The organism is Chryseobacterium paludis, from assembly GCF_025403485.1.
In the GTDB taxonomy this organism is placed as follows: Bacteria; Bacteroidota; Bacteroidia; order Flavobacteriales; family Weeksellaceae; genus Chryseobacterium; species Chryseobacterium paludis.
This window is the reverse complement of sequence record NZ_CP099966.1, coordinates 4,665,602-4,686,997: the sequence shown is the minus strand read 5'-3', so window position 1 is coordinate 4,686,997 and position 21,396 is coordinate 4,665,602. Positions and strand designations below refer to the sequence as shown.

Genomic DNA, 21,396 nt, shown 5'->3' with positions numbered 1-21,396 from the left:
AGTTTAAGTTCGAGGTTTGACATTCCATGGAAAAGAAGAAAATTCTTATCATCACTTATTACTGGCCTCCTGCAGGAGGTCCGGGTGTTCAAAGGTGGTTGAAATTTGCAAAATACCTACCTGATTTTGGATGGAATCCTATTATTTATACACCTGAAAACCCCAGCTACCCTTTATTGGATGAGAGTTTAATAAAAGATGTTCCTCAAGATCTAGAAATTATAAAGACGCCTATTTGGGAACCTTATCAGCTTGCCGAAAAACTTAATAAAAGTAATAAAAAGTTTAAAGCAGGACAGTTTGATGTTGGTAAAAATCAAAGCTGGAAATCTAAGCTCTCTATTTGGGTAAGAGGAAATTTCTTCATTCCTGACGCCAGGATTTTCTGGGTAAAGCCTTCTGTGAAATTTTTAGAGCATTATTTAAAACAAAATAAAATTGATGTTGTGGTTACTTCGGGGCCACCTCATTCCTTACACCTCATTGGTTTGCAACTTAAAAAGAAACTTCCAACACTAAAATGGATTGCAGATTTTCGTGATCCATGGACAGAGATTTCTTATTATAGGCATTTAAGGCTAACCAAAAGTTCAGATAAAAAGCACCGACAGCTAGAAAGTGAAGTTTTTAAAAACGCAGATATAACTCTGGCAACAAGCTATACAGATGCTGAAAACTTCCGTAAAAATGGTGCCAATGCGATTTGTATTACCAATGGATTTGATGAAGATGTTTCGCTCAACTTAACCGATGAAAAAACGAGCGGGCAAAATAATAGTGAAATCAAAAATAATATACAATCTCTTGAATCCTCAAACCCAAACACTCATTTTATATTGAGTTATATTGGTGTTTTAGAACAGCTTCGTAATCCTGAAAACCTTTGGAAAATACTTAGTGATCTTGTACAGACAAATTCGGATTTTGCTAAGTATTTTATGCTGAAATTTGCAGGAAGAGTGGATGATAAGATTTTAGAATCTCTAAAAAATTCAAGTTTAAAAAATTACATTTTAGATTTGGGATATCTTTCCCATGATAAAGCAATTGTAGAAATGCAATCTTCTGATATGCTGTTGATCACTAATTTTCCAAATGAATCTTCAAAAGGCATTATTCCCGGAAAAATATTTGAATATTTAGCCACAGGAAAACAAATCATTTCATTTGGTCCTGATAAAGCTGACGTTTCCAAAATACTTGAAGAAACTCAATCCGGCAAGCATTTCAGTTATCAAGATGATGATGCAATAAAAGCTTTTATATTAGAAAAATTTGATCTTTGGAAAAATGGAAATCTTCTTGAAAATGCTCAGAATATTGAACAGTTCTCAAGAAGAAATCTCACTAAAAAGTTAGCTGAAGTATTAGCTTAAATTGTCCACTGATCATTAATAACAGCTATTAAATAATATTTCCCCTGGAATTCCTCATATACAAAACGAAGGGTCTTCCAATCCATCTCTCCATATTTCTCTGTTCCTTTAATATAATTTTCTGTGAAATCATGCTTTGGATAGATCTCTTTTAAATTATTCAATGAATTTCCACCTCCCTGAAACTCATTAAGAGAATAGGAAGATATTGTAAAATCTTTTGAAAAGACCCATTTCCCAAGATAGTTTTTGATCGTCTCTTTGTACAAGTCTCCTGAACCGTCATGTGAACCCCAGGTAAATTGCGTTTGTGTCTGAACATATTTTTCAAAATCAGTCTTCGAAAAGTGCTTATCCTCTTTAATGTCTATAAAAGCATACATGGAAAAACGAATCCCTTTTTGTGGGTGAATAAATTCTGAAAATTTCTGATAATCTTTACTTTTTAGAGTCTGCAAAACCTCATCATTAGTTTTCTTTAAAATTTCTTTTTTTTCAGCTTCACTCATTTTCGGAACAGCTGTACTATCCGTTTTTGTCTGAGCAATAGAATCGATAGAGTTTGTTGCAGGCTTCTCCGGATTTTTTTTACAAGCTATAACGCTTAATATCAATATTGAAATGAATAGTTTCTTCATCTTTTTTTAATGTTAATTATAGAAAATCACCAAAACTAATGCCAGAAAAATAAGTAAATTTGTTGAATGGAAGTTTTAGATATTCTCATTATCGGAGGAGGACCTATTGGGTTAAATTGTGCACTCGAAGCTCAGAAAAACAATCTCTCATATTTAATTATCGAAAAAGGAACAATTGTTAATTCATTGTATAATTATCCTTTATATATGCGTTTCTTTTCTACGGCTGAAAAATTAGAAATTGCAGAAATCCCTTTTATATCCACAGCACCAAAACCAGGCAGACAAGAAGCATTAGAATATTATCAGGGAATTACCAGACAGAAAGACCTTAACATTCACCTTTATGAAAGGGTTATTAAAGTCTCTAAAACAGATGGTATATTTGAAGTTGAATCCTCCAAAGCCAAGTATTACTCAAAGAATGTGATCATTTCCACAGGCTTCTACGATATTCCAAATCTGATGAATATTCCCGGTGAAGACTTACCAAAAGTAAAACATTATTATTCTGAACCCTACCCTTATGCTAAACAAAAGATCGCAATTATAGGCTCAAGTAATTCAGCCGTAGATGCAGCTTTGGAAACGTACAGAAAAGGAGCTGAAGTAACGATGATCGTCCGACATTCTGAAATATCAAAAAGTGTAAAATATTGGGTAAAACCGGATATCGACAACCGAATTGCAGAAGGCAGCATCCATGCCCACTTTAATTCTGAAATTATTGAGATAAAACAGCATAGCGTTGTGTTTAAGGATGAAAAAGGTCAGATGAATGAGATTGAAAATGATTTTGTCCTTGCCATGACTGGTTACCTACCCGATTTTGATTTTCTAAAAAATTCTGGAATTGAATTACAGGGAGATTGTCTTAAGCCTGTACACCATCCTGAAACAATGGAAACGAACATTAAAAATCTATATCTGGCGGGAGTTGTTTGTGGAGGAAAAGATACCCATCTGTGGTTTATTGAAAACTCCAGAATTCATGCCAGAATGATTATAAAGAACATATTGGCGACTCTTTCATCTCTTGGTTAATCACAAAGACACAACTTTTCTCCAATTCTGAGTTTTTAAGATTTGGCCGTCATTGGTAGCGAAGCGAAGCAATCTCAATCATGATTCCAAGGGAAACGGAAGATGAAAATCCAACCCATTTCAAGTAAAAAACAAGAAAAATACACTAAGGTCCCAACATTAAAATACTAAAAATCGGCTTTTACACCAAAAATAAAATTCCGTTTTGCAGCCGGATTGTAAAAGCGGTTGCCAAATGCATTGGTATCAAATCCTAAAACATAATCTGTATTATACAGGTTTTGAATCTGAAGATATACATCGAGTTTTGTTTTTTGAAATTGAACAGGAACCCTGAATTGTAAATTACCAATGAGTGTTGATGTAGACCATACTGAATTGGCGTCGTTCAAAGGAATTTTTGAAGTATAGAAATGAGAATAATCAATAGAAATGATTTTTAAAACCATGAAATTGAGCAAACTATTTATTGTCGTTGCAGGAACCCCTGTTAAGCTATTTCCAGAAAAATCCTTGTTATCCTGTTTATAATCTTCAAATCTAAATCTATAAAAACTACCGGAAAGTCTGAATTTGAAATGATTCAACACTTCACTGCGAAAGTTGAAATTCTTTGATTCTATTAAGGTTTCAAATCCTTTTTGAACAGCACTTCCCTGGTTAATAAAAAATTCCTGTCCCTTTTCATTTTGTCTTCTCACAATAGCATTCTTCATTCTGAAATCAAAATAGCTTCCTTCTACGAACAAAATATCGCCAAATTGTTTTCGGATTCCAATCTCCTTATTCCAACCATATTCAGGAGCAAGATTCAGATTGAACTGCTGATCAGAAGATCGGATCTCTTCATTTGTCGGAGCCGAATTTCCCTTTCCGGCTTTCACTCTTACAGAAAATCCTTTTGTTATAAGATAGGTCAGCCCAATGTTTGGAAGCCATTGTTTTTTAAAATTTATCTTTCCACTTTCATTACTTGGATATACCCTATCCCATTGGTATGAATTTGAATTCAGGCTTAGTGAAATATCTGTAAATAATTTTTCATTAAAACTAAATTTTTGTGAAAGGAAATAAAATCCGGATCTGTTCCTTAGTTTGTCAAAATTTTGAGGACTTCCTTCTGATCCCATATTGTTATCATAATTTTTAACCAGAATGGAATTAATCCCACCTTCAAATCCAAATCGCCATGCCATTTCAACTTTATCCCAGTGTTCTGTATAATTAAGATGGGTTCGCAATGCAAAATTTTGTTCAAATCTATTTTCAAAATTGGTAATAAAAGGATTTTCAAAATCAACATATGAACCTTGCAACATCATGAAATGTGAAAGTTTCGGACTAAGTTCCAGCTGATGAGAAATTCCTGCAAGAATCATTTTATTTCTTATTCCCGCATTTTGCTCACTGGCACCAGGGATTGTAGTGGTCGCTGGTCTTGACTGTTTCCTATCCACCTGCATTTGTTCTAATGTAAGGCCACCAGGTGTTTGATAATCAAGATCAGAAAATAAAAGCATGGTATTCAATGATGCTTTTTTAGTATATTGAAATCTGTCTTTTAAAAAAATCTGTTTCCTCTCTACAGCAGATTGTTTTCGATAAGAATCCGTTCTGTAATAATTCTGAAAAATTTCAAAAAAATGCTTTCCCAATTGCTTTGAAAGGTCAAAGCTTTGGTTAAATGCCCCATAACTACCGACAGAAAGATGAGCAGATAAATTTTCTGAAGATCTTGTCTGAAGAAGAAGTGTCCCACCAGTTGCAGCCCCATAATCACCTCCTTCCGGCCCCTTATATATTTCTATCCTATCGATCAATTCAGGGGAGATGAGATTAAAATAGGTATTTCCCGAAGCATCAGACAGGATAAAGTCATCCAGGTATACTTTAATATTTCTTACCCCAAAAGGTGATCTTAGCGTGCTTCCACGCACCGAAATCCTGTAACTTCCAGGAGAACGTTCTTCTATTCTTGCTCCAGCGATCTGATTAATGGATTCAAGCATTCTCTCTGGTGTGTTCTGACGGAGAAGCACTCCTGAAATTACAGAAACAGATTTTGTAGAGGTAATATAAGTAGTTGGCTTTTTATATGCATCAATTTTCACTTCTGAGATCAGTTCAGCAGAATCTCTTTTTTGTGAAGAGAAAAATGGGCAAGCAATGATAAAGAGTAAAAAGCAGATCCTCACCATACTACAAAACTAGCAAATGATTCTTTAAACTGTTTCCTCTTTTGAGTTTTTTTCAGCTAACATCCATGGAACAATAAAATAAAATGCAATGGCAATTAGAGTTGCGAGAGCTCCGGTACCTATCCATAGTACTGTAAATCCAAATTTCTCAGCAATTAAAGTTCCTACGTAAGGAGTTACAATAAACGCAATGGAAAAAGACATTCCATTTAATCCCATATAAGCTCCTTTATTATTGGCTCCTGATCTTAAGGCAGTAATAGTAGACATAAAAGGAAGTGTCCATATCTCGCCAATACATAAGATGGTCATTGAAATAAGCAATGTTATGATACTATAATCAAACGCCATCATTGCATATGAAAAACCACATAAGAAAGTTCCTAAAAGCATCGTAACACCTAATTTAAAATACTTTTCAGCAATTTGTACAAATGACATTTCCAGCAATACAATCAGAAAACCGCTGTACCCTAATAAATAACCGATATGCTCCTGGCTAAGATGTGCCGTGTCTTTATAGAAAATAGTCAGTGTACTGAATAACTGAAAAAAACATATGGCAAACAGCATACAAAAGAAACAGTATATCAAGAATTTTCCATCCCGATAAGGTGACCCTTCTTTGGCAATAGCAATAGTTTCTTTTACTTTTTTAGCTTTCCTAGTTGCTAATTTATCTCGTTTTCTAAAAAATACAACATAGGTTATTCCTGCTATAAGTGCTCCCAAAGCATTGCTATAAAATAGAAACTCATAAGAAATAGCAGATAAAATACCTCCTAAAGCCGGACCTATTGAAAATCCTAAATTCACGGCCATTCTATTCAACGAAAAGGCCCTGGTGATATTTTCAGGTCTCGCATATTTAGTGATCGCTACTGAATTGGCAGGACGGAAAGTCTCACTTACAATACTCTGTGCCAAAATAATTCCCGCTAACCCTACTTCTGTTGTAAAGAGAGGAATCATACAAAATAAAGGAACACTGAGTAGCAAGCTTAAACTCTGAACTTTATACTCACCGATCTTATCGGTAATCATCCCTCCAAGCCATGAACCTATTACAGAACCAATTCCAAAAAAGCTCAGGACTATTCCTGAATTTTCAATACTGAAATTCAAATGAGCAGTCATATATACTCCCAAAAAAGGAAGTACCATAGAGCCGGCACGGTTGATAAGCATTACCAATGCCAACATCCAGCTTTCTTTAGAAAGCCCTTTAAAGGAGCTTGTATAGATACTTAATAATTTCACGGATTTTGTTTGGGGAAAAATTAGAAGACACAAAATTAGGTAAATTAAGCCAGAGCATAAACGTAAAATCCTAATTTTTATGAAGAAATAAAAAACAAAGTGAAAATGATAAAAAAACAAGTATTATTTTAACTCATTGCCTTATTTCAATTTTATAAAATTCGTAAATTGCAGTTAAAGCAAGATTCATTATACAAATCTTTAGGATCTAACTAAATTAAATCAACTCAATATTAGAATGATAACTTACGAAAATTTACAGGATACCTTATCATTTTATAGTATAGATTGTCATAAATCCTATTATATTTCTTCCGGAAAAACAATTTTTGAGTTTCCCGACACTCCTTTCAGGATGGATTATTATGCCATCTGCATTTGCACTGGTGGTGAAATAGATCTTGAAATAGACAGTAATCAATATCATCTGGGAATTAACAGCTGTCTTATTTCAGCGCCTTCTACTATTGTCAGGTTTATGAATACCCATAAGGACTTCACCATGAAGTTGTTATTTTTTGATAAGAATTTTTTACTCAAAAACATCTCAGATCCTTTTATCATTGAGAAAATGAATTTATTTCACAACAATTCTTATAGTCTTTTAAAAACAAACAATAAAAATGCATCTATACTAATAGACTTAATGGGATATATGGAAAAAAAAGCAGAGCAAAAAGGAAAATATTCTGAAGAAATTATCAGAACTACCATTTTTAATCTGCTATTGGAAGTTGCCGAAATACTCAACAATGCGGACGATAACCTTGAAGAAAAAGAAGAAGGAAAGACCGATCTATATCTTAGGTTTTGCAAATTAGTCCGTGAAAACATCCACCACTACAGAACAGTGCAGCTTTATGCTGATCATCTTTTTGTTTCAAGTAAATATCTTATAGAGATCGTAAAAAAGGCAACCGGAAAAACACCTCATGAAGTGATAGATGAAGCATTATTAAAGGAAGCATATGTTTTACTTGGAACTCCTGAGATAACGATATCAGAGATATCCTTTCAGCTTCAGTTCAATTCTTCGTCAGCCTTTGGCCGTTTTTTCAAAAAACAGACTTCTCTTTCCCCTTCTGAATATCGGAAAAAAAAATTCAGCCTTAAGAATTAGGGGATATTAATTCTGACATTAGGGACATATTGCCCCTCTAGAATAGATGTACCTTTATTCTGTTAATAAAAAAACAATATAAAATGAGTACGATCAATTCTAAATTCGACAAAGTTTTAAAAGCTTCAAATGAGTATGGAAAAGTAAATCACGAACCAGATTCAAGCAAGGAAGTTCAAATTAACACCCCCGGAAAGACAATGCCTTTTTCCGATCAGATTGGAAACTATCAACGTAATAAAGGTATTCCTACCCAATCCTACGAAAACAGTAAAATCTATATTGTAGGAAGTGGTATTGCAGGAATGGCTACAGCCTATTACTTTATCCGTGACGGACATGTTCCCGGAAAAAATATAATTTTCTTAGATCAATTGCATATAGATGGAGGTTCATTGGATGGTGCGGGAAATCCAGAGGATGGATATATTATTCGTGGTGGTCGTGAGATGGATATGACTTACGAAAATCTTTGGGATCTTTTCCAGGATATTCCTGCTGTAGAACTACCCGCTCCTTATACTGTTTTAGATGAATACCGTCTTGTAAATGATAATGATCCTAATTATTCCAAAGCAAGATTAATTCATAATCAGGGACAGATACAGGATTTCAGTAAATTCGGATTGGAAAAAAAAGATCAGCTTGCTATTATAAAGCTTTTATTAAAGAAAAAAGAAGAGCTTGATGATCTATCAATTGAGGATTATTTCAGTGAATCGTTTTTAAACAGCAATTTCTGGTTTTTCTGGCGGTCTATGTTTGCTTTTGAAAACTGGCACAGTTTATTGGAATTAAAACTTTATATGCACAAATTTCTACATGCCATAGATGGTATGAAAGACTTCTCATGTTTAGTGTTTCCGAAGTATAATCAGTATGACACCTTCGTAACTCCATTAAGAAAATTCCTTACTGAAAAAGGGGTACAAATCCAATTAAATACACTGGTTAAAGATTTGGATATCCACATTAATACCGAAGGAAAAGTAGTTGAAGGTATTCTTACAGAGCAGGATGGTAAGGAAGTAAAAATCCCTGTGGGTAAAGATGATTATGTGATCGTAACAACAGGATCTATGACCGAAAGCACTTTCTATGGAGATAACAAAAAAGCTCCAATTATCAATATCGATAATAGTACAAGCGGACAAAGTGCCGGATGGATGCTATGGAAAAACCTCGCTGCAAAATCAGAAGTATTTGGAAAACCTGAAAAATTCTGTAGTAATATTGAAAAATCTGCCTGGGAATCTGCAACGCTTACCTGTAAACCTTCGGCTTTTGTTGATAAATTAAAAGAACTATCCGTTAATGATCCCTATTCAGGAAGAACAGTTACGGGAGGCATCATTACCATTACAGATTCTAACTGGGTGATGAGTTTTACCTGCAACAGACAGCCCCATTTTCCAACCCAACCTGACGATGTCCTTGTTCTTTGGGTATATTCATTACTAATGGATAAACAGGGTAATTATGTAAAGAAAACGATGCCTGAATGTACAGGGGATGAAATTTTAGCTGAACTATGTTATCATCTTGGAATTATTGATCAGCTGGACAATGTCATTGAAAACACAATCGTTCGATCTTCATTTATGCCTTATATCACTTCGATGTTTATGCCGAGAGCAAAAGGTGACCGTCCAAGAGTCGTTCCAGAAGGCTGTAAAAATTTAGCTTTGGTGGGACAATTTGTAGAAACCAATAATGATGTGGTATTTACTATGGAGAGCTCTATAAGGACTGGAAGATTAGCGGTCTATAATTTACTCAACCTGAATAAACAGGTTCCGGATATAAATCCTTTGCAATATGACATCCGTCATCTTCTAAAAGCAACCCAAGCCTTAAATGACTATCAACCGTTCCTTGGTGAGGGAATTCTAAGAAGAATATTAAAAGGAACTTATTTTGAACATATCCTGGTCAATAATCCGGTAGAAAAAGAAGAGCATGAATCCTTTTTTATGGAGCAAATCAATAAATTCCAGGACTGGATTAAAGGTATAAAAAGTTAAAATAAATTTTATGAAAACCGGACGTACCATTGTTCGGTTTTTAATTCTTACTAATATGGTTTATTAAATTTAAATTTTATGAATTTTAAAAATGTAACTGTTGCCGGTAGCGGTGTATTGGGATATCAAATAGCTTTTCAAGCAGCTTTTTATGGCTTCAATGTCACAGTTTATGATATCAGTGACGAAATCTTAGAAAAGGCAAAGACAAAATTCAATATACTTAGTGAAGCTTTTAAAAAAGATTTAAATGCCACTCAGAAGCAACTGAACGTGGCATTTAAAAACCTAAATTATACTTCTGATCTTTCGGCAGCATTAAAAAACGCTGATCTATTGATAGAAGCTGTTCCTGAAAACCTTAAGATCAAAATTGATTTTTACCAAAAGGTATCAAAAGTCGCTCCTGAAAAAACGGTATTTGCAACGAACTCTTCATCATTACTTCCCAGTAAGCTTGCAAAAAAAACAGGAAGACCAGAAAAGTTTATTGCATTACATTTCGCCAATGAAATCTGGAAACATAATACCGGAGAGGTAATGAAACATCCTGAAACATCAGCAGAGGTTTTTAATGCTGTCATTGACTTTGCCAAAGCAATTGGAATGGTTACACTTCCTATCCATAAAGAACAGCCTGGATATATCGTCAATTCGTTATTAATGCCTTTACTAAGTTCTGCATTAGAGTTGTGGGTGAACAAGATATCAGATATTAAAACCATTGATAAAACATGGATGGTAGCAACTGGAGCACCAATGGGTCCTTTTGGAATAATGGATGTAGTTGGTATTACTACAGTTTATAACATCAATAAAATAGCAGCAGATTCCACAAAATCTTCTATTAAAATTAAAATTTCAAAGAAATTAAAGAAGGAGTACGTGGATAAAGGGAAATTAGGTATTGTTTCTGGAAAGGGGTTTTATGCTTACCCTGATCCGGCATTTGAAAAGAAAAATTTCCTGAAGTAATGTCATTTATTTTCTAAGCCTAAATAAAACATGTAAAAATAAAAACAGGACCTAAAAAATAGATCCTGTTTTATTTTATATTGGAATGATCCTACTCTGGTTTGTAAGAATCTTTCAATGTTACCGTACGGTTAAATACCAAATTAGATTCTGTAGAATCCTGATCTTTCGTGAAGTATCCAATTCTTTGGAACTGAAGTGGTTCACCTACTGCTACATCTTTCAGACTTGGTTCAGCAAATCCTTGAATTGTTGACACAGATTCAGGATTGATGAAGTTTAAGAAATCAACATCTTTCTCAGCATCAGGCTGTTCTACAGTAAATAACTGATCATAAATTTTTACTTCTACAGGAATTGCATGTTTTGCTGATACCCAGTGCAGCGTACCTTTTACTTTTCTTAAGCTCTCTTCTGTTCCACTTCCAGACTTACTCTTCTCATCGTAAGTAGCGTAAATAGTTGTGATCTCTCCGTTCTCATCTTTCTCCACTCTTTCAGCTTTGATAATATACGCGGATTTTAAACGAACTTCACCTCCTAACTTTAATCTGAAGAACTTATTGTTTGCCTCTTCCTTAAAATCTTCACGTTCAATATATAATTCTCTTGAAAAAGGGACTTCTCTTGTTCCTGCATTTTCCTGTTCAGGATTATTTTCAGTTTCCAACCATTCTTCCTGTCCTTCAGGGTAGTTTTCGATCACTAATTTTACAGGATCTACCACAGCCATCACACGTTTAGCTACTTTATTCAGGTCTTCACGAACACAGAAATCCAATAACTGAATTTCAATCAGATTTTCTCTTTTTGCTACCCCAACTTTATCAATAAAGTTTCTGATAGAAGCTGGTGTAAATCCTTTTCTACGCATTCCTGAAATAGTAGGCATCCTAGGATCATCCCAGCCTGTTACCACCTTCTCAGCAACTAACCTTTGCAGTTTTCTTTTAGAAGTAATCATGTACGTAACATTCATCCTTGCAAATTCTCTCTGTTTTGGCGCTACTTTAGGCTCTTCATATACCTGATCTAAATACCAGTTGTAAAGTGGTCTGTGGTTTTCAAATTCCAAAGAACACAATGAGTGAGATACCTGCTCCAAATAATCCGATTCTCCATGCGCCCAGTCATACATTGGATAGATTTTCCATTGTGTCCCTGTTCTGTGGTGAGGTCTTTTCAATATTCTGTACATCACAGGATCACGCATATTCATATTTGGCGAGATCATATCAATCTTAGCACGAAGAGACATCGTACCTTCTTCAAATTCTCCATTTTTCATTCTTTCGAATAAATCAATAGATTCTTCTACAGGACGATTTCTGAATGGAGATTCAACTCCTGGCTCTGCAGGGTTTTTTCTCTGTTCTGTAATTACTTCTGATGGTTGCTCATCTACATAAGCTTTCCCTTCTTTAATAAGTCTAACAGCCCAATCATAAAGCTGCTGGAAGTAGTCGGATGCATACAATTCTTTATCCCATTTGAAACCTAGCCATTCTACATCTTTTTTGATGGAATCCACAAATTCCTGCTCTTCTTTTTCAGGATTTGTATCATCGAAACGAAGGTTTACGGGAGCATTGTATTTTTCACCCAACCCAAAATTGATGCAGATCGCTTTTGTGTGCCCTACATGCAGATACCCATTAGGTTCAGGGGGAAAACGGAAACGGATTTGATCTTTATTCAAACCGTTTACCAAATCATCTTCTATAATTTGCTCAATAAAATTGAGTGATTTTTTTTCTTCTTCCATTAAATTAACTTTATAAAGCTCGTGGACTTTGTGCAAATTTAGCGAAAATTTAGGGTTTATGAAAGTAATGAATGAAAACTACAATGAACTATTATCCAATAATTTTTCCGAAATTTATAAAGTTAAAAACCACTCACAAAATCATTCATTATGGCCGTTTATATATTAAGTAATCGGAAGATCATTCGTCATAAAAACGAAACCATTGATTCATTTTCCAATGACGAGTACTCTATCCCTAATTTCAGAATTGCAAAATGTGATTTCGATAATTATACAGAACCTACTGCTCAGGCAAAAAAGAAAAAAGATTATACCAACAGGAATATTTTAAATTATCAGCTTTTCTCGGAACCGGAAAAGCAAGGATACGAAGATGTTCTTGAAGTATTATTAAGTGAGAAAAAGATAAAAAAATCAAAGCTCACTGCCAACAACCTTGGGGGAACGCAAAGGTTGTTTTATGAATTATATAAAAACATGTCCTCTACAAAGTCCAGAAGTGATGTGTTAATATTTATTCATGGCTATGCCTATGATTTTGATGATGAATTAGAAGCCATCATCGATCTGAAAAAGCTATTTATTGATAGCCCTGAATCTCCTGTTGAGCATATTCTATTCGTTAGCTGGCCGGCTTCAAGCAGTATTGTTCCTCTAACATATTTTGATGATAAGGCTTCAAGTATCAATTCAGGAACCTCTTTAATGAGGCTGTTCTATTTCTATACCCAGTTCTTAAAAGATATTTTTTCCAACCGGGATCTTGCTCCCTGTAATCAGAGAATACATCTGATGGCACATTCTCTGGGAAACAGAGTACTCCAAAGTATGCTCTATAGCTTAAAAAGTGAAAATATTCTAAGAGTTATTGATCAGGTATTATTGCTAAACGCCGATGTAACTTACAAAGTTTTCGAAGACTCTGAAGATTCTTTTAATAAACTTCCCTTACTTGCCAACCGGATTTCAATTTATTTAAACCGAAAAGACGCAGTCCTCGGTATTTCACAATTCACAAAAATATTCTTACGCCAAGGCTGGGAAAACATGGTCCAAGTGATATTCAGAAATTTAAGGATATTGTTTCTATCATCGACTGTACTTTTATTGAAAATGATTTGAAGAATGGTCTGAAATTTGAACTTGGAAATCATTGGGGATACCTATCCAGCTCGCAGGTTCAAAATGATATTTTCCAAACTTTAAATGGAACCGACAGCAACCTCATTACCAATAGAATAAGCAATAATGAAAACACCTTCATCATTGTCTCAAAATGATTAATTAATTTAGAGTTAACAATAAAATAATGTGTTAATATTTGTAAAAAGCCCGAAATGGCATGAAGATTGCATATTTCTTAGACTAGAGAATTAATTAAAATTTCCGGCAATGAAAAAGTTTAAAGAAAAGTTTTCTATTTTATTAGAAAACATTAAAAAAACGATTTTCATAAATGATGAGATTTAGTTAGATGCCTTCAAACAGGAAACCTTAACACATTTCCATGTTTAGATCATGCTTTAAAAAGCAAGCGTTCCCCAGTTAGTTTCATATGGTTGACAAAATTATTAGTAAATAAGCCTCCAGTGCCAAGGCCTTGAGGCAATTTACTATGTTTTGTAAATGTATATTGTGCAATCGCATTTAACCCGATATTACTTTCCAAAGCTGAAGTTATCCACCATCCTATTTTTTGTTCTTCTGCGAGATTAATCCACTCATCAGATCCTGAAAAACCTCCGATTAATGAGGGTTTTAGAATAATGTATTGTGGCCTGATGGCTTCTAAGAGTTTTTTCTTTTCATCATTTTCAGTTACCCCAATTAATTCTTCGTCCAAAGCAATGGGTGTTGGAGTTTCCGCACATAATGCAGCCATATCGGTCCAGTTTCCGGCTTTAATAGGCTGTTCTATAGAATGAATATGCAAATCGGAAAGTTGCTTTAAGACCATTCTTGCTTCTTCTGTATTAAATCCACCATTAGCATCAACACGCAACTCTAATGCATCTTTCGGAAATTTTTCTCTTAACTTTTGAAGAACTGTATGTTCAGATTTCCAATCAACACCAATTTTTAACTTAATACAATGAAAGCCATTTTCAAGTTTCTCCTGAATCTGTTCTTCCATATAACTAACATCTCCCATCCAGATCAATCCATTGATAATAATGGGAATCTGTCCTCTTGTAAATTCACTTGGAAAATAAAGGTGATCACCATTATGCAAATTGAGAATGGCCTGTTCGTATCCAATCCAAATGGATGGAAATTCTTTTAACTGTTCTTTTAAAAACTGGGAATCCTGATCGATATTTTCACAAAGCCACTTCAATTTTTCTTCATAATCAGGTCTATCGTCAAAGCTTAATCCTCTGAAAACAGCACACTCTCCTACTCCCTTTTGCTCACCTTCTGAAACTTCAAGAATAAAGGTCTCTTTTTCATGCAAAACGCCACGAGATGTTCCACTCGGGCGTTTGAATTCTAATAAATATCTAGAATATTTAGCTATCATTTATTTTACACTATCTATTCGCATAAATTCCTCGGCCTTCTCTACCATATCAACGCTTCCACAGAAAAATGGAATTCTTTGGTGAAGTTCAGTAGGTTCAACTTCCAAAATTCTTCTGAATCCGTCTGTCGCTTTTCCTCCTGCCTGTTCTGCAAGGAATGCCATAGGATTACATTCGTACAATAATCTCAACTTACCATTAGGTGATTGAGAGTAGGATGGATAAATATAAATTCCTCCTTTTAGCATATTCCTATGAAAATCAGCCACGAGAGAACCAATATATCGGGATGTATAAGGACGATCGCCTTCTTCCATCTGGCAATATTTCAGATAATTTTTAACTCCTTGAGGGAATTTAATATAGTTCCCTTCATTAATGGAATAAATCTTTCCGGTTGCCGGAAATTTCATATTTGGATGCGAAAGATAATAGGTGCCTAAAGAAGGATCTAAGGTGAAGCCGTTCACTCCATTTCCTGTGGTGTAAACAATCATGGTGGAAGAACCATAGATCACATATCCTGCTGCGATCTGATTTACTCCTTTCTGTAAGAAGTCTTCTAACTGAACCGGAGTTCCAGGTTCTGATACCCTTCTGTAAATTGAGAAAATAGTTCCTACCGAAACATTAACATCAATATTTGATGAACCATCAAGAGGATCAATTAAAACTACATATTTACTAAGATGCCCGTTTCCAACACATTTAATATCTATAAAATCATCGTTCTCTTCCGAAGCAATTCCACAAACTACCTCTCTTTGCGATAATGCAGTGATAAATATTTCATTGGCAAGCACATCTAATTTCTGCTGCTCTTCACCCTGAATATTCTCATTACCGGCTTTTCCGATAATATCTGCAATTCCAGCTTTATTTACTTCTCTGTTTACCACTTTTGAAGCCAATCTTATAGCACTTAGAAGTCGGGAAAGTTCCCCCGTAGAATATTGAAAATCTTCTTGTTTATCTATAATAAATTCTCCTAAAGTCTGCAACGATTGATCTGACATATTTTACTATTTACGATTTCTCCAAATTTCGTAAAATTTATCGCAATCTAAAAAAAATTCTTTTAAAAGATCTTAAACACTGTATATCAATGTTATATAGTGTTATTTTATCATTATCCTTCTCTATCTTCTCAATAATCTGTTCCCGTTTTTCATTGCAAAGAAATTTCATCAATTATCATCATTTTTAGTCATATAACTCGATTACATAGAAATAAAACTACATAATAGAGGTTGATATTAAAGAAAACCCAATAAAATCATCCATTTATCATAAAAATCTTTATCTCATCCTACCACTCAGGTATTTCATATCTCATTGTAAATTTATAATTTTGACGTCCGTAAAAAACTCAACTATTATTTATCTAACAATTTTATTTTTAATAATTTAATGAAAATTTTCAAGTTTGGTGGAGCATCTGTAAAAGATGCTGAAAGTGTAAAAAATGTGTCAATGGTTTTAAAAAGCCAAGGATTTGCCAAATGCTTGCTGGTAATTTCAGCAATGGGCAAAACGACTAATGAGTTGGAAAAGGTTGTAGAACTTTATTTCAAGAAGGAAAACTATCAAACTGAAATTAAGATTATTAAACAGAAGCATATCGAGATTGCTCAGGGTCTTTTCCAAGAAAACCACCCAGTATTTTCGGAAATTAATTTGTTTTTTGATGATCTTGATTCTTTTTTAAGAAGAAATAAATCTCCAAATTATAATTTTGTTTACGATCAGGTAGTAAGTTGTGGAGAAATGATTTCTACAAAAATTTTGAGTGAATATCTTAATGAGATACAGTTTACTAATCAATGGCTGGATGCAAGAGATTATATAAAAACTGATAATTCTTATAGAGATGGTAATGTAGACTGGAAAAAAACAGAAGAGTTTATCTCTACTTTAAATTCTGAGATCTGTTATGTAACACAAGGTTTTATCGGCTCTGACGATAATAATTTTACAGTTACTTTAGGAAGAGAGGGTTCTGATTACTCTGCTGCCATTTTCGCTTACTGCACCAATGCGGAAGCAATGACGATATGGAAAGATGTTCCCGGGGTAATGACGGGGGATCCCAGAAAATTCAAGGATGTTACCCTTCTTTCTAATATCTCTTATGAGGAAGCTATTGAAATGGCTTATTATGGAGCAAGTGTTATTCACCCAAAAACCTTACAGCCTTTACAACAAAAAAGCATTCCTTTTTATGTAAAATCTTTTGTAGACCCTACAAAGGGAGGAACGAAAGTAGGAGCTTCAGAAAAAAATCAACATGAAGAATCTTATATTTTAAAAGAGAACCAGAATCTTTTAAAAATATCTACAAGAAATTTTTCATTTATTGCTGAAGATCATATGAGTGAAATTTTTAGTCTTTTATCAAGACATAAAATTAAAGTTTCATTGATGCAGAATTCTGCAATTTCACTAGCTTTATGTTTGGAAGATAAATTCAATACTATTGATGAGCTGAACGAAGAATTACAAAAAGGTTTTAAAACTGAGGTAGTTAAGAATGTATCTCTATTCACCGTAAGAAATGCGAAGATGGATAACATTGATAAATTTTACCAGGAAAAAAGTGTATTATTGGAACAAATTTCCAAGAGTACGCTTCAAATGGTAACACTATAAATATAATTGCGACTAAACACATATGAGCTTAATTTCGAAAAATGATTTAATCCAAGCTTCCGGCTTAAGTAAAATAGGATTTCTAAAGAATCCTGTAGCATCTGCTATCATGAGCGTTGCTAAAATAAATGAAGTCAACAGATTATATGATAAACTAAAAGACAAGGAAGGTAAAGACTTTTTCGATTCATTTGTAAGGGAGAGAAACTTAAGCTATATCGCATTTGAAGAAGATTTAGCTAAGATCCCAAAGACAGGACCATTTATCCTGGTTTCCAATCATCCGCTTGGGGCAATTGATGGAATCTTAATGTGTAAAATATTATTAGAAGTACGTCCTGATTTTAAAGTAATGGGTAATTTTCTATTAGAGAAAATAAAACCTATGGAACCTTATGTAATTTCTGTAAATCCTTTTGAAAACAGAAAGGGAGCTTACAGCAGTTCTTCAGGAATGCGTGAGACTTTAAAACACATTGAAAATGGAGGTTGTGTTGGCATTTTCCCAGCAGGGGAAGTTTCAAACAAAAACAATGCTTATAGTGAGATCTTAGACAGGGAATGGGAAAAACCAGCTTTAAAATTGATTAAAATGGCAAAAGTACCGGTTGTTCCGATGTACTTCCATGCCAAAAACAGCACATTATTTTATCAGGTGGCAAAACTGCATGCGAGTTTGCAAACATTAATGTTACCATCTGAAATGATGAATGACAGAGAAAAACCCATCCGTGTAAGAATAGGTAAACCCATTGCTGTAAAAGCCATGGATGAGATGGAAAATATTGAGGAGCTAGGTGAATTTTTAAAACGTAAGGTGTATATGATGAAATCTTACTATGAAAAAAGGAAGTCACTTGCCCAGGTTATAAATCTTCAAAATCTATCTTTAAAATTCCCTTTACTTAAGGAGGAAAATATTGTACAAAATATCATTGATGAAACGCCTAAAGAAAATATTCTAAATGATATTAGTAAGCTGAGAGGTACTGATAAAATGCTTTTCAGTAATGGCAATTATGAAATCTATTTCACTACATATGAGGAGATCCCTTCTGTAATGAGGGAAATAGGCAGACAGAGAGAGCTTACTTTCCGCGCCGTGGGAGAAGGGAGTAATTTACCTTTTGATCTCGACGAATATGATAAGCATTACCACCATCTTTTCCTTTGGGACAGTACTGCAGAAATGCTGGTTGGAGCCTATCGTATGGCCTTAGGTAAAGATGTTATGAAAAAATATGGCATTAAAGGATTTTATACCAGTTCACTTTTTGAATTCGAACAGGATATCCATCCTTTCTTCAAAAAAGTGATTGAAATGGGAAGAGCGTACATCTGTCAGGAATATCAGCAAAAACCGCTTCCACTCTTTTTATTATGGCGTGGAATCGTTCATGTGTGCTTGAGAAACCCTGATCATAAGTTCCTTATGGGTGGAGTAAGTATTTCGAATAAGTTTTCAGAGTTTTCAAAATCTTTGATGATCGAATTCATGCGTTCAAATTATTATGATGGTGCAGTTGCCCAATATATTACGCCCAGAAATGAATATAAAGTGAAGCTTAGAGATCGTGACAAAAATATCTTTTTTGAGGAAATGGAATCTGATCTTAATAAGCTGGATAAAATCATTGATGATCTTGAACCGGAGTTAAGACTGCCTGTTTTGATCAAAAAATACATCAAGCAAAATGCAAAAGTAATTGCATTTAATGTAGATCCTAATTTTAATGATGCAATAGATGGACTTATGTATATCCGAATCAGTGATCTTCCGGAAAGTACGATTAAGCCTGTATTAGAAGAAATGAGTGAGCAAATCAGAAAGGAACAGGAAAATAATCCAGCTGAGAATCAGTAGGTTTTTATTTAAACTATAAAAAAATTCTATTAATACTTGCTTCATATACCAAAACTTACTACTTTTGCATCACTTTAAAACAACGAAGTAAGACAAACAAAAATATAATGGTTTCTTAGCTCAGTTGGTAGAGCAATGGATTGAAAATCCATGTGTCCCTGGTTCGATTCCTGGAGAAACCACAAACCACCTTTTTAAGGTGGTTTTTGTTTTATATACAACCCACCATCTTATACTCTACCCTTTTTTTTATTGAAACAATATGAATTCACTTATAATTTAATCAACAATGTGAGAATTAATTTTTTATTCTATAGATAAAAAATTAAATTAGTGCTGTAAATCCAATCACAAATAAATTATGAGACTAAAACTATTGACAGAGATCTTTTTAGGTATTGCTTTTCTTGTTTTTCAGTCGTGTGCAGAAAATAATAGCATAGCCACGGAAGACACCATTTCTAAACAAAATAAAGCATCTTCTTTAATAAACAATCCACCATTCAGTGTTCCGGTAGCTGGAAATTCATTTCTGACCGTAAAGCCTTCCGGAGCCAATGAGGTAATCACATCTGCCAAATTAGCCAACTGGACCAATCCCCATACGGTTATTAGTACTTATTTCAGACTAAGCAATACTGGAACGTTAAATATCGGATTAAAGGCTTCAGTCCCTTCCGGTAGTAGCATAGTTAAAGTAACGATTGGTAATGAATCTAAGAACATTACATTAACAGGATTGGCTTATACCAATTATACTGTGGGAGATTTTACCATTTCTAACCCGGGTTATGTAAAAGTTGATCTTCAAGGGGTATCTAAAACAGGAGGTTACTTTGCGGACCTCACCGATATTTTAGTTAGTGGATCCGCAGCCACAGGAATTCATATTTTCAGTAATGATCCCTCATATTATTACTGGGCTCGTAGAGGGCCTTCCTGTCACTTGAATTACACGATCCCAACAAATACCAATGTAAGTTATTATTATAACGAAGTGACAATTCCCATTGGTGAAGATAAGATCGGCTCTTATTTTATGGCAAACGGCTTCAAAGAGGGCTACTTTGGGATGCAGGTTAATTCTGCCACTGAAAGAAGGATTTTATTCTCTGTATGGAGCCCATTTGAAACAGACGATCCCAATAATATCCCACCCGATCACAAGATTGTGTTAAACAGAGCAGGTAGTGGAGTTACTATTGGAGAATTTGGTAATGAAGGCTCAGGAGGACAGAGTTATTATAAATATAATTGGACAGCTGGACAGACCTATAAATTCTTATTAAAAGGTGAACCTGATGGAAATGGAAAAACGGATTATACAGCATGGTTCCTCTCTCCAGAAACCACTTCCTGGAAACTCATTGCCAGCTGGAAGAGGCCACAAACCAGCACTTATCTTAAAGGATTCTACAGTTTCGTAGAAAATTTTGAACCTGAGAATGGATATCAGGGAAGAAAGGTAGAATTTAAAAATCAGTGGGTAAGAACCTCTTCTGGAAACTGGATGGCAATTTCAGGAGCGAGATTCAGTGTGGATAATACTTATAATGCAGAGCAAAGGATAGATGCTATGGGTGGAATAAATGGTAATGCATTCTTTTTACAAAATGGAGGATTCTTTAATACTGTTGTAAACCCAGGAACTCAGTTTTCGGTTACAGCACCAACACAAGCTCCCAATATAGATTTTTCAAATCTTCCATAAAACATTCATATAAGAGATATAACCTGCTATTACCATTTGGGAAAAATAATAGCAGGCTTTTATTTTTATACATTTTTTTAATTTTTATTGCATGATATAGTAAAAATTACTATTTTTGCACCCACTTTAAACAACGAAGTAAGCCAAACAAACATATTGGTTTCTTAGCTCAGTTGGTAGAGCAATGGATTGAAAATCCATGTGTCCCTGGTTCGATTCCTGGAGAAACCACAAAACCACCTAATTA

The 21,396-nt window shown here is 34.3% G+C and carries 15 protein-coding genes and 2 tRNA genes; 11 read left to right on the top strand and 6 right to left on the bottom strand.

The features are described 5' to 3' along the window. Positions 1-26: 26 nt before the first annotated feature. Entirely contained in the window at positions 27-1,376 is a 1,350-nt protein-coding gene (locus NG806_RS21315) for a glycosyltransferase family protein (RefSeq protein ID WP_261511271.1), read from the top strand. Here NG806_RS21315 and NG806_RS21310 read toward each other — a convergent pair. Next, the gene (locus NG806_RS21310; protein WP_261511270.1) at positions 1,373-2,014 is read right to left on the bottom strand and encodes a hypothetical protein; all 642 of its coding nucleotides are present in this window, start codon (positions 2,012-2,014) and stop codon (positions 1,373-1,375) included. The genes NG806_RS21315 and NG806_RS21310 overlap by 4 nt on opposite strands. Before the next feature lie 66 nt (positions 2,015-2,080). On the opposite strand from NG806_RS21310, the gene NG806_RS21305 reads away from it, so the two are divergent. Next, the gene (locus NG806_RS21305; RefSeq protein WP_261511269.1) at positions 2,081-3,058 is read left to right on the top strand and encodes a YpdA family putative bacillithiol disulfide reductase; all 978 of its coding nucleotides are present in this window, start codon (positions 2,081-2,083) and stop codon (positions 3,056-3,058) included. A 167-nt stretch (positions 3,059-3,225) separates the two neighbouring features. Here NG806_RS21305 and NG806_RS21300 read toward each other — a convergent pair whose 3' ends face one another. Both NG806_RS21300 and NG806_RS21295 read right to left on the bottom strand, forming a co-directional pair. Continuing rightward, on the bottom strand, positions 3,226-5,256 hold the full coding sequence (locus NG806_RS21300) for a TonB-dependent receptor (protein WP_261511268.1): 2,031 nt from the start codon (positions 5,254-5,256) through the stop codon (positions 3,226-3,228). Between the two features lie 24 nt (positions 5,257-5,280). Next, complete coding sequence (locus NG806_RS21295) at positions 5,281-6,459, bottom strand: MFS transporter (protein ID WP_214833193.1); 1,179 nt, start codon at positions 6,457-6,459, stop codon at positions 5,281-5,283. A gap of 295 nt (positions 6,460-6,754) precedes the next feature. Between NG806_RS21295 and NG806_RS21290 the strand changes: the two genes are divergently transcribed. The 3 genes from NG806_RS21290 to NG806_RS21280 all read left to right on the top strand — a co-directional run bounded on the left by NG806_RS21290 (position 6,755) and on the right by NG806_RS21280 (position 10,635). Further along, positions 6,755-7,636: a helix-turn-helix domain-containing protein gene (locus tag NG806_RS21290; RefSeq protein WP_261511267.1), complete on the top strand. Its 882-nt coding sequence runs from the start codon at positions 6,755-6,757 to the stop codon at positions 7,634-7,636. Between the two features lie 83 nt (positions 7,637-7,719). Then, on the top strand, positions 7,720-9,660 hold the full coding sequence (locus NG806_RS21285) for an oleate hydratase (protein WP_261511266.1): 1,941 nt from the start codon (positions 7,720-7,722) through the stop codon (positions 9,658-9,660). Between the two features lie 78 nt (positions 9,661-9,738). Continuing rightward, positions 9,739-10,635, top strand: a complete 897-nt coding sequence (locus NG806_RS21280; protein ID WP_261511265.1) for a 3-hydroxyacyl-CoA dehydrogenase — start codon at positions 9,739-9,741, stop codon at positions 10,633-10,635. Between the two features lie 91 nt (positions 10,636-10,726). Here NG806_RS21280 and NG806_RS21275 read toward each other — a convergent pair whose 3' ends face one another. Next, entirely contained in the window at positions 10,727-12,400 is a 1,674-nt protein-coding gene (locus tag NG806_RS21275) for a glutamine--tRNA ligase/YqeY domain fusion protein (protein ID WP_261511264.1), read from the bottom strand. 150 nt (positions 12,401-12,550) lie between these two features. Between NG806_RS21275 and NG806_RS21270 the strand changes: the two genes are divergently transcribed. After that, a complete protein-coding gene (locus tag NG806_RS21270; protein WP_261511263.1) occupies positions 12,551-13,525 on the top strand; it encodes an alpha/beta hydrolase in 975 nt (324 codons plus the stop codon). 394 nt (positions 13,526-13,919) lie between these two features. On the opposite strand, the gene NG806_RS21265 is transcribed toward NG806_RS21270, so the two are convergent. Further along, positions 13,920-14,924: an o-succinylbenzoate synthase gene (locus tag NG806_RS21265; RefSeq protein WP_261511262.1), complete on the bottom strand. Its 1,005-nt coding sequence runs from the start codon at positions 14,922-14,924 to the stop codon at positions 13,920-13,922. Next, a complete protein-coding gene (gene fbp / locus NG806_RS21260) occupies positions 14,925-15,941 on the bottom strand; it encodes a class 1 fructose-bisphosphatase (RefSeq protein ID WP_214832162.1) in 1,017 nt (338 codons plus the stop codon). It lies immediately after the preceding gene. Positions 15,942-16,335: 394 nt separating this feature from the next. Here fbp and NG806_RS21255 point away from each other — a divergent pair, with 394 nt between their 5' ends. From NG806_RS21255 to NG806_RS21235, 5 genes are all read left to right on the top strand, one after another. Then, complete coding sequence (locus NG806_RS21255) at positions 16,336-17,574, top strand: aspartate kinase (protein WP_214832164.1); 1,239 nt, start codon at positions 16,336-16,338, stop codon at positions 17,572-17,574. Between the two features lie 22 nt (positions 17,575-17,596). Continuing rightward, on the top strand, positions 17,597-19,438 hold the full coding sequence (locus NG806_RS21250) for a lysophospholipid acyltransferase family protein (RefSeq protein WP_261511261.1): 1,842 nt from the start codon (positions 17,597-17,599) through the stop codon (positions 19,436-19,438). A 109-nt stretch (positions 19,439-19,547) separates the two neighbouring features. After that, positions 19,548-19,620, top strand: a tRNA-Phe gene (locus tag NG806_RS21245). A 179-nt stretch (positions 19,621-19,799) separates the two neighbouring features. After that, positions 19,800-21,149 (top strand): DUF3472 domain-containing protein, encoded by a 1,350-nt coding sequence (locus NG806_RS21240; RefSeq protein ID WP_261511260.1) that lies wholly within the window; start codon positions 19,800-19,802, stop codon positions 21,147-21,149. A 158-nt stretch (positions 21,150-21,307) separates the two neighbouring features. Next, positions 21,308-21,380 (top strand) — tRNA-Phe (locus tag NG806_RS21235). The last annotated feature ends 16 nt before the right edge of the window (positions 21,381-21,396 follow it).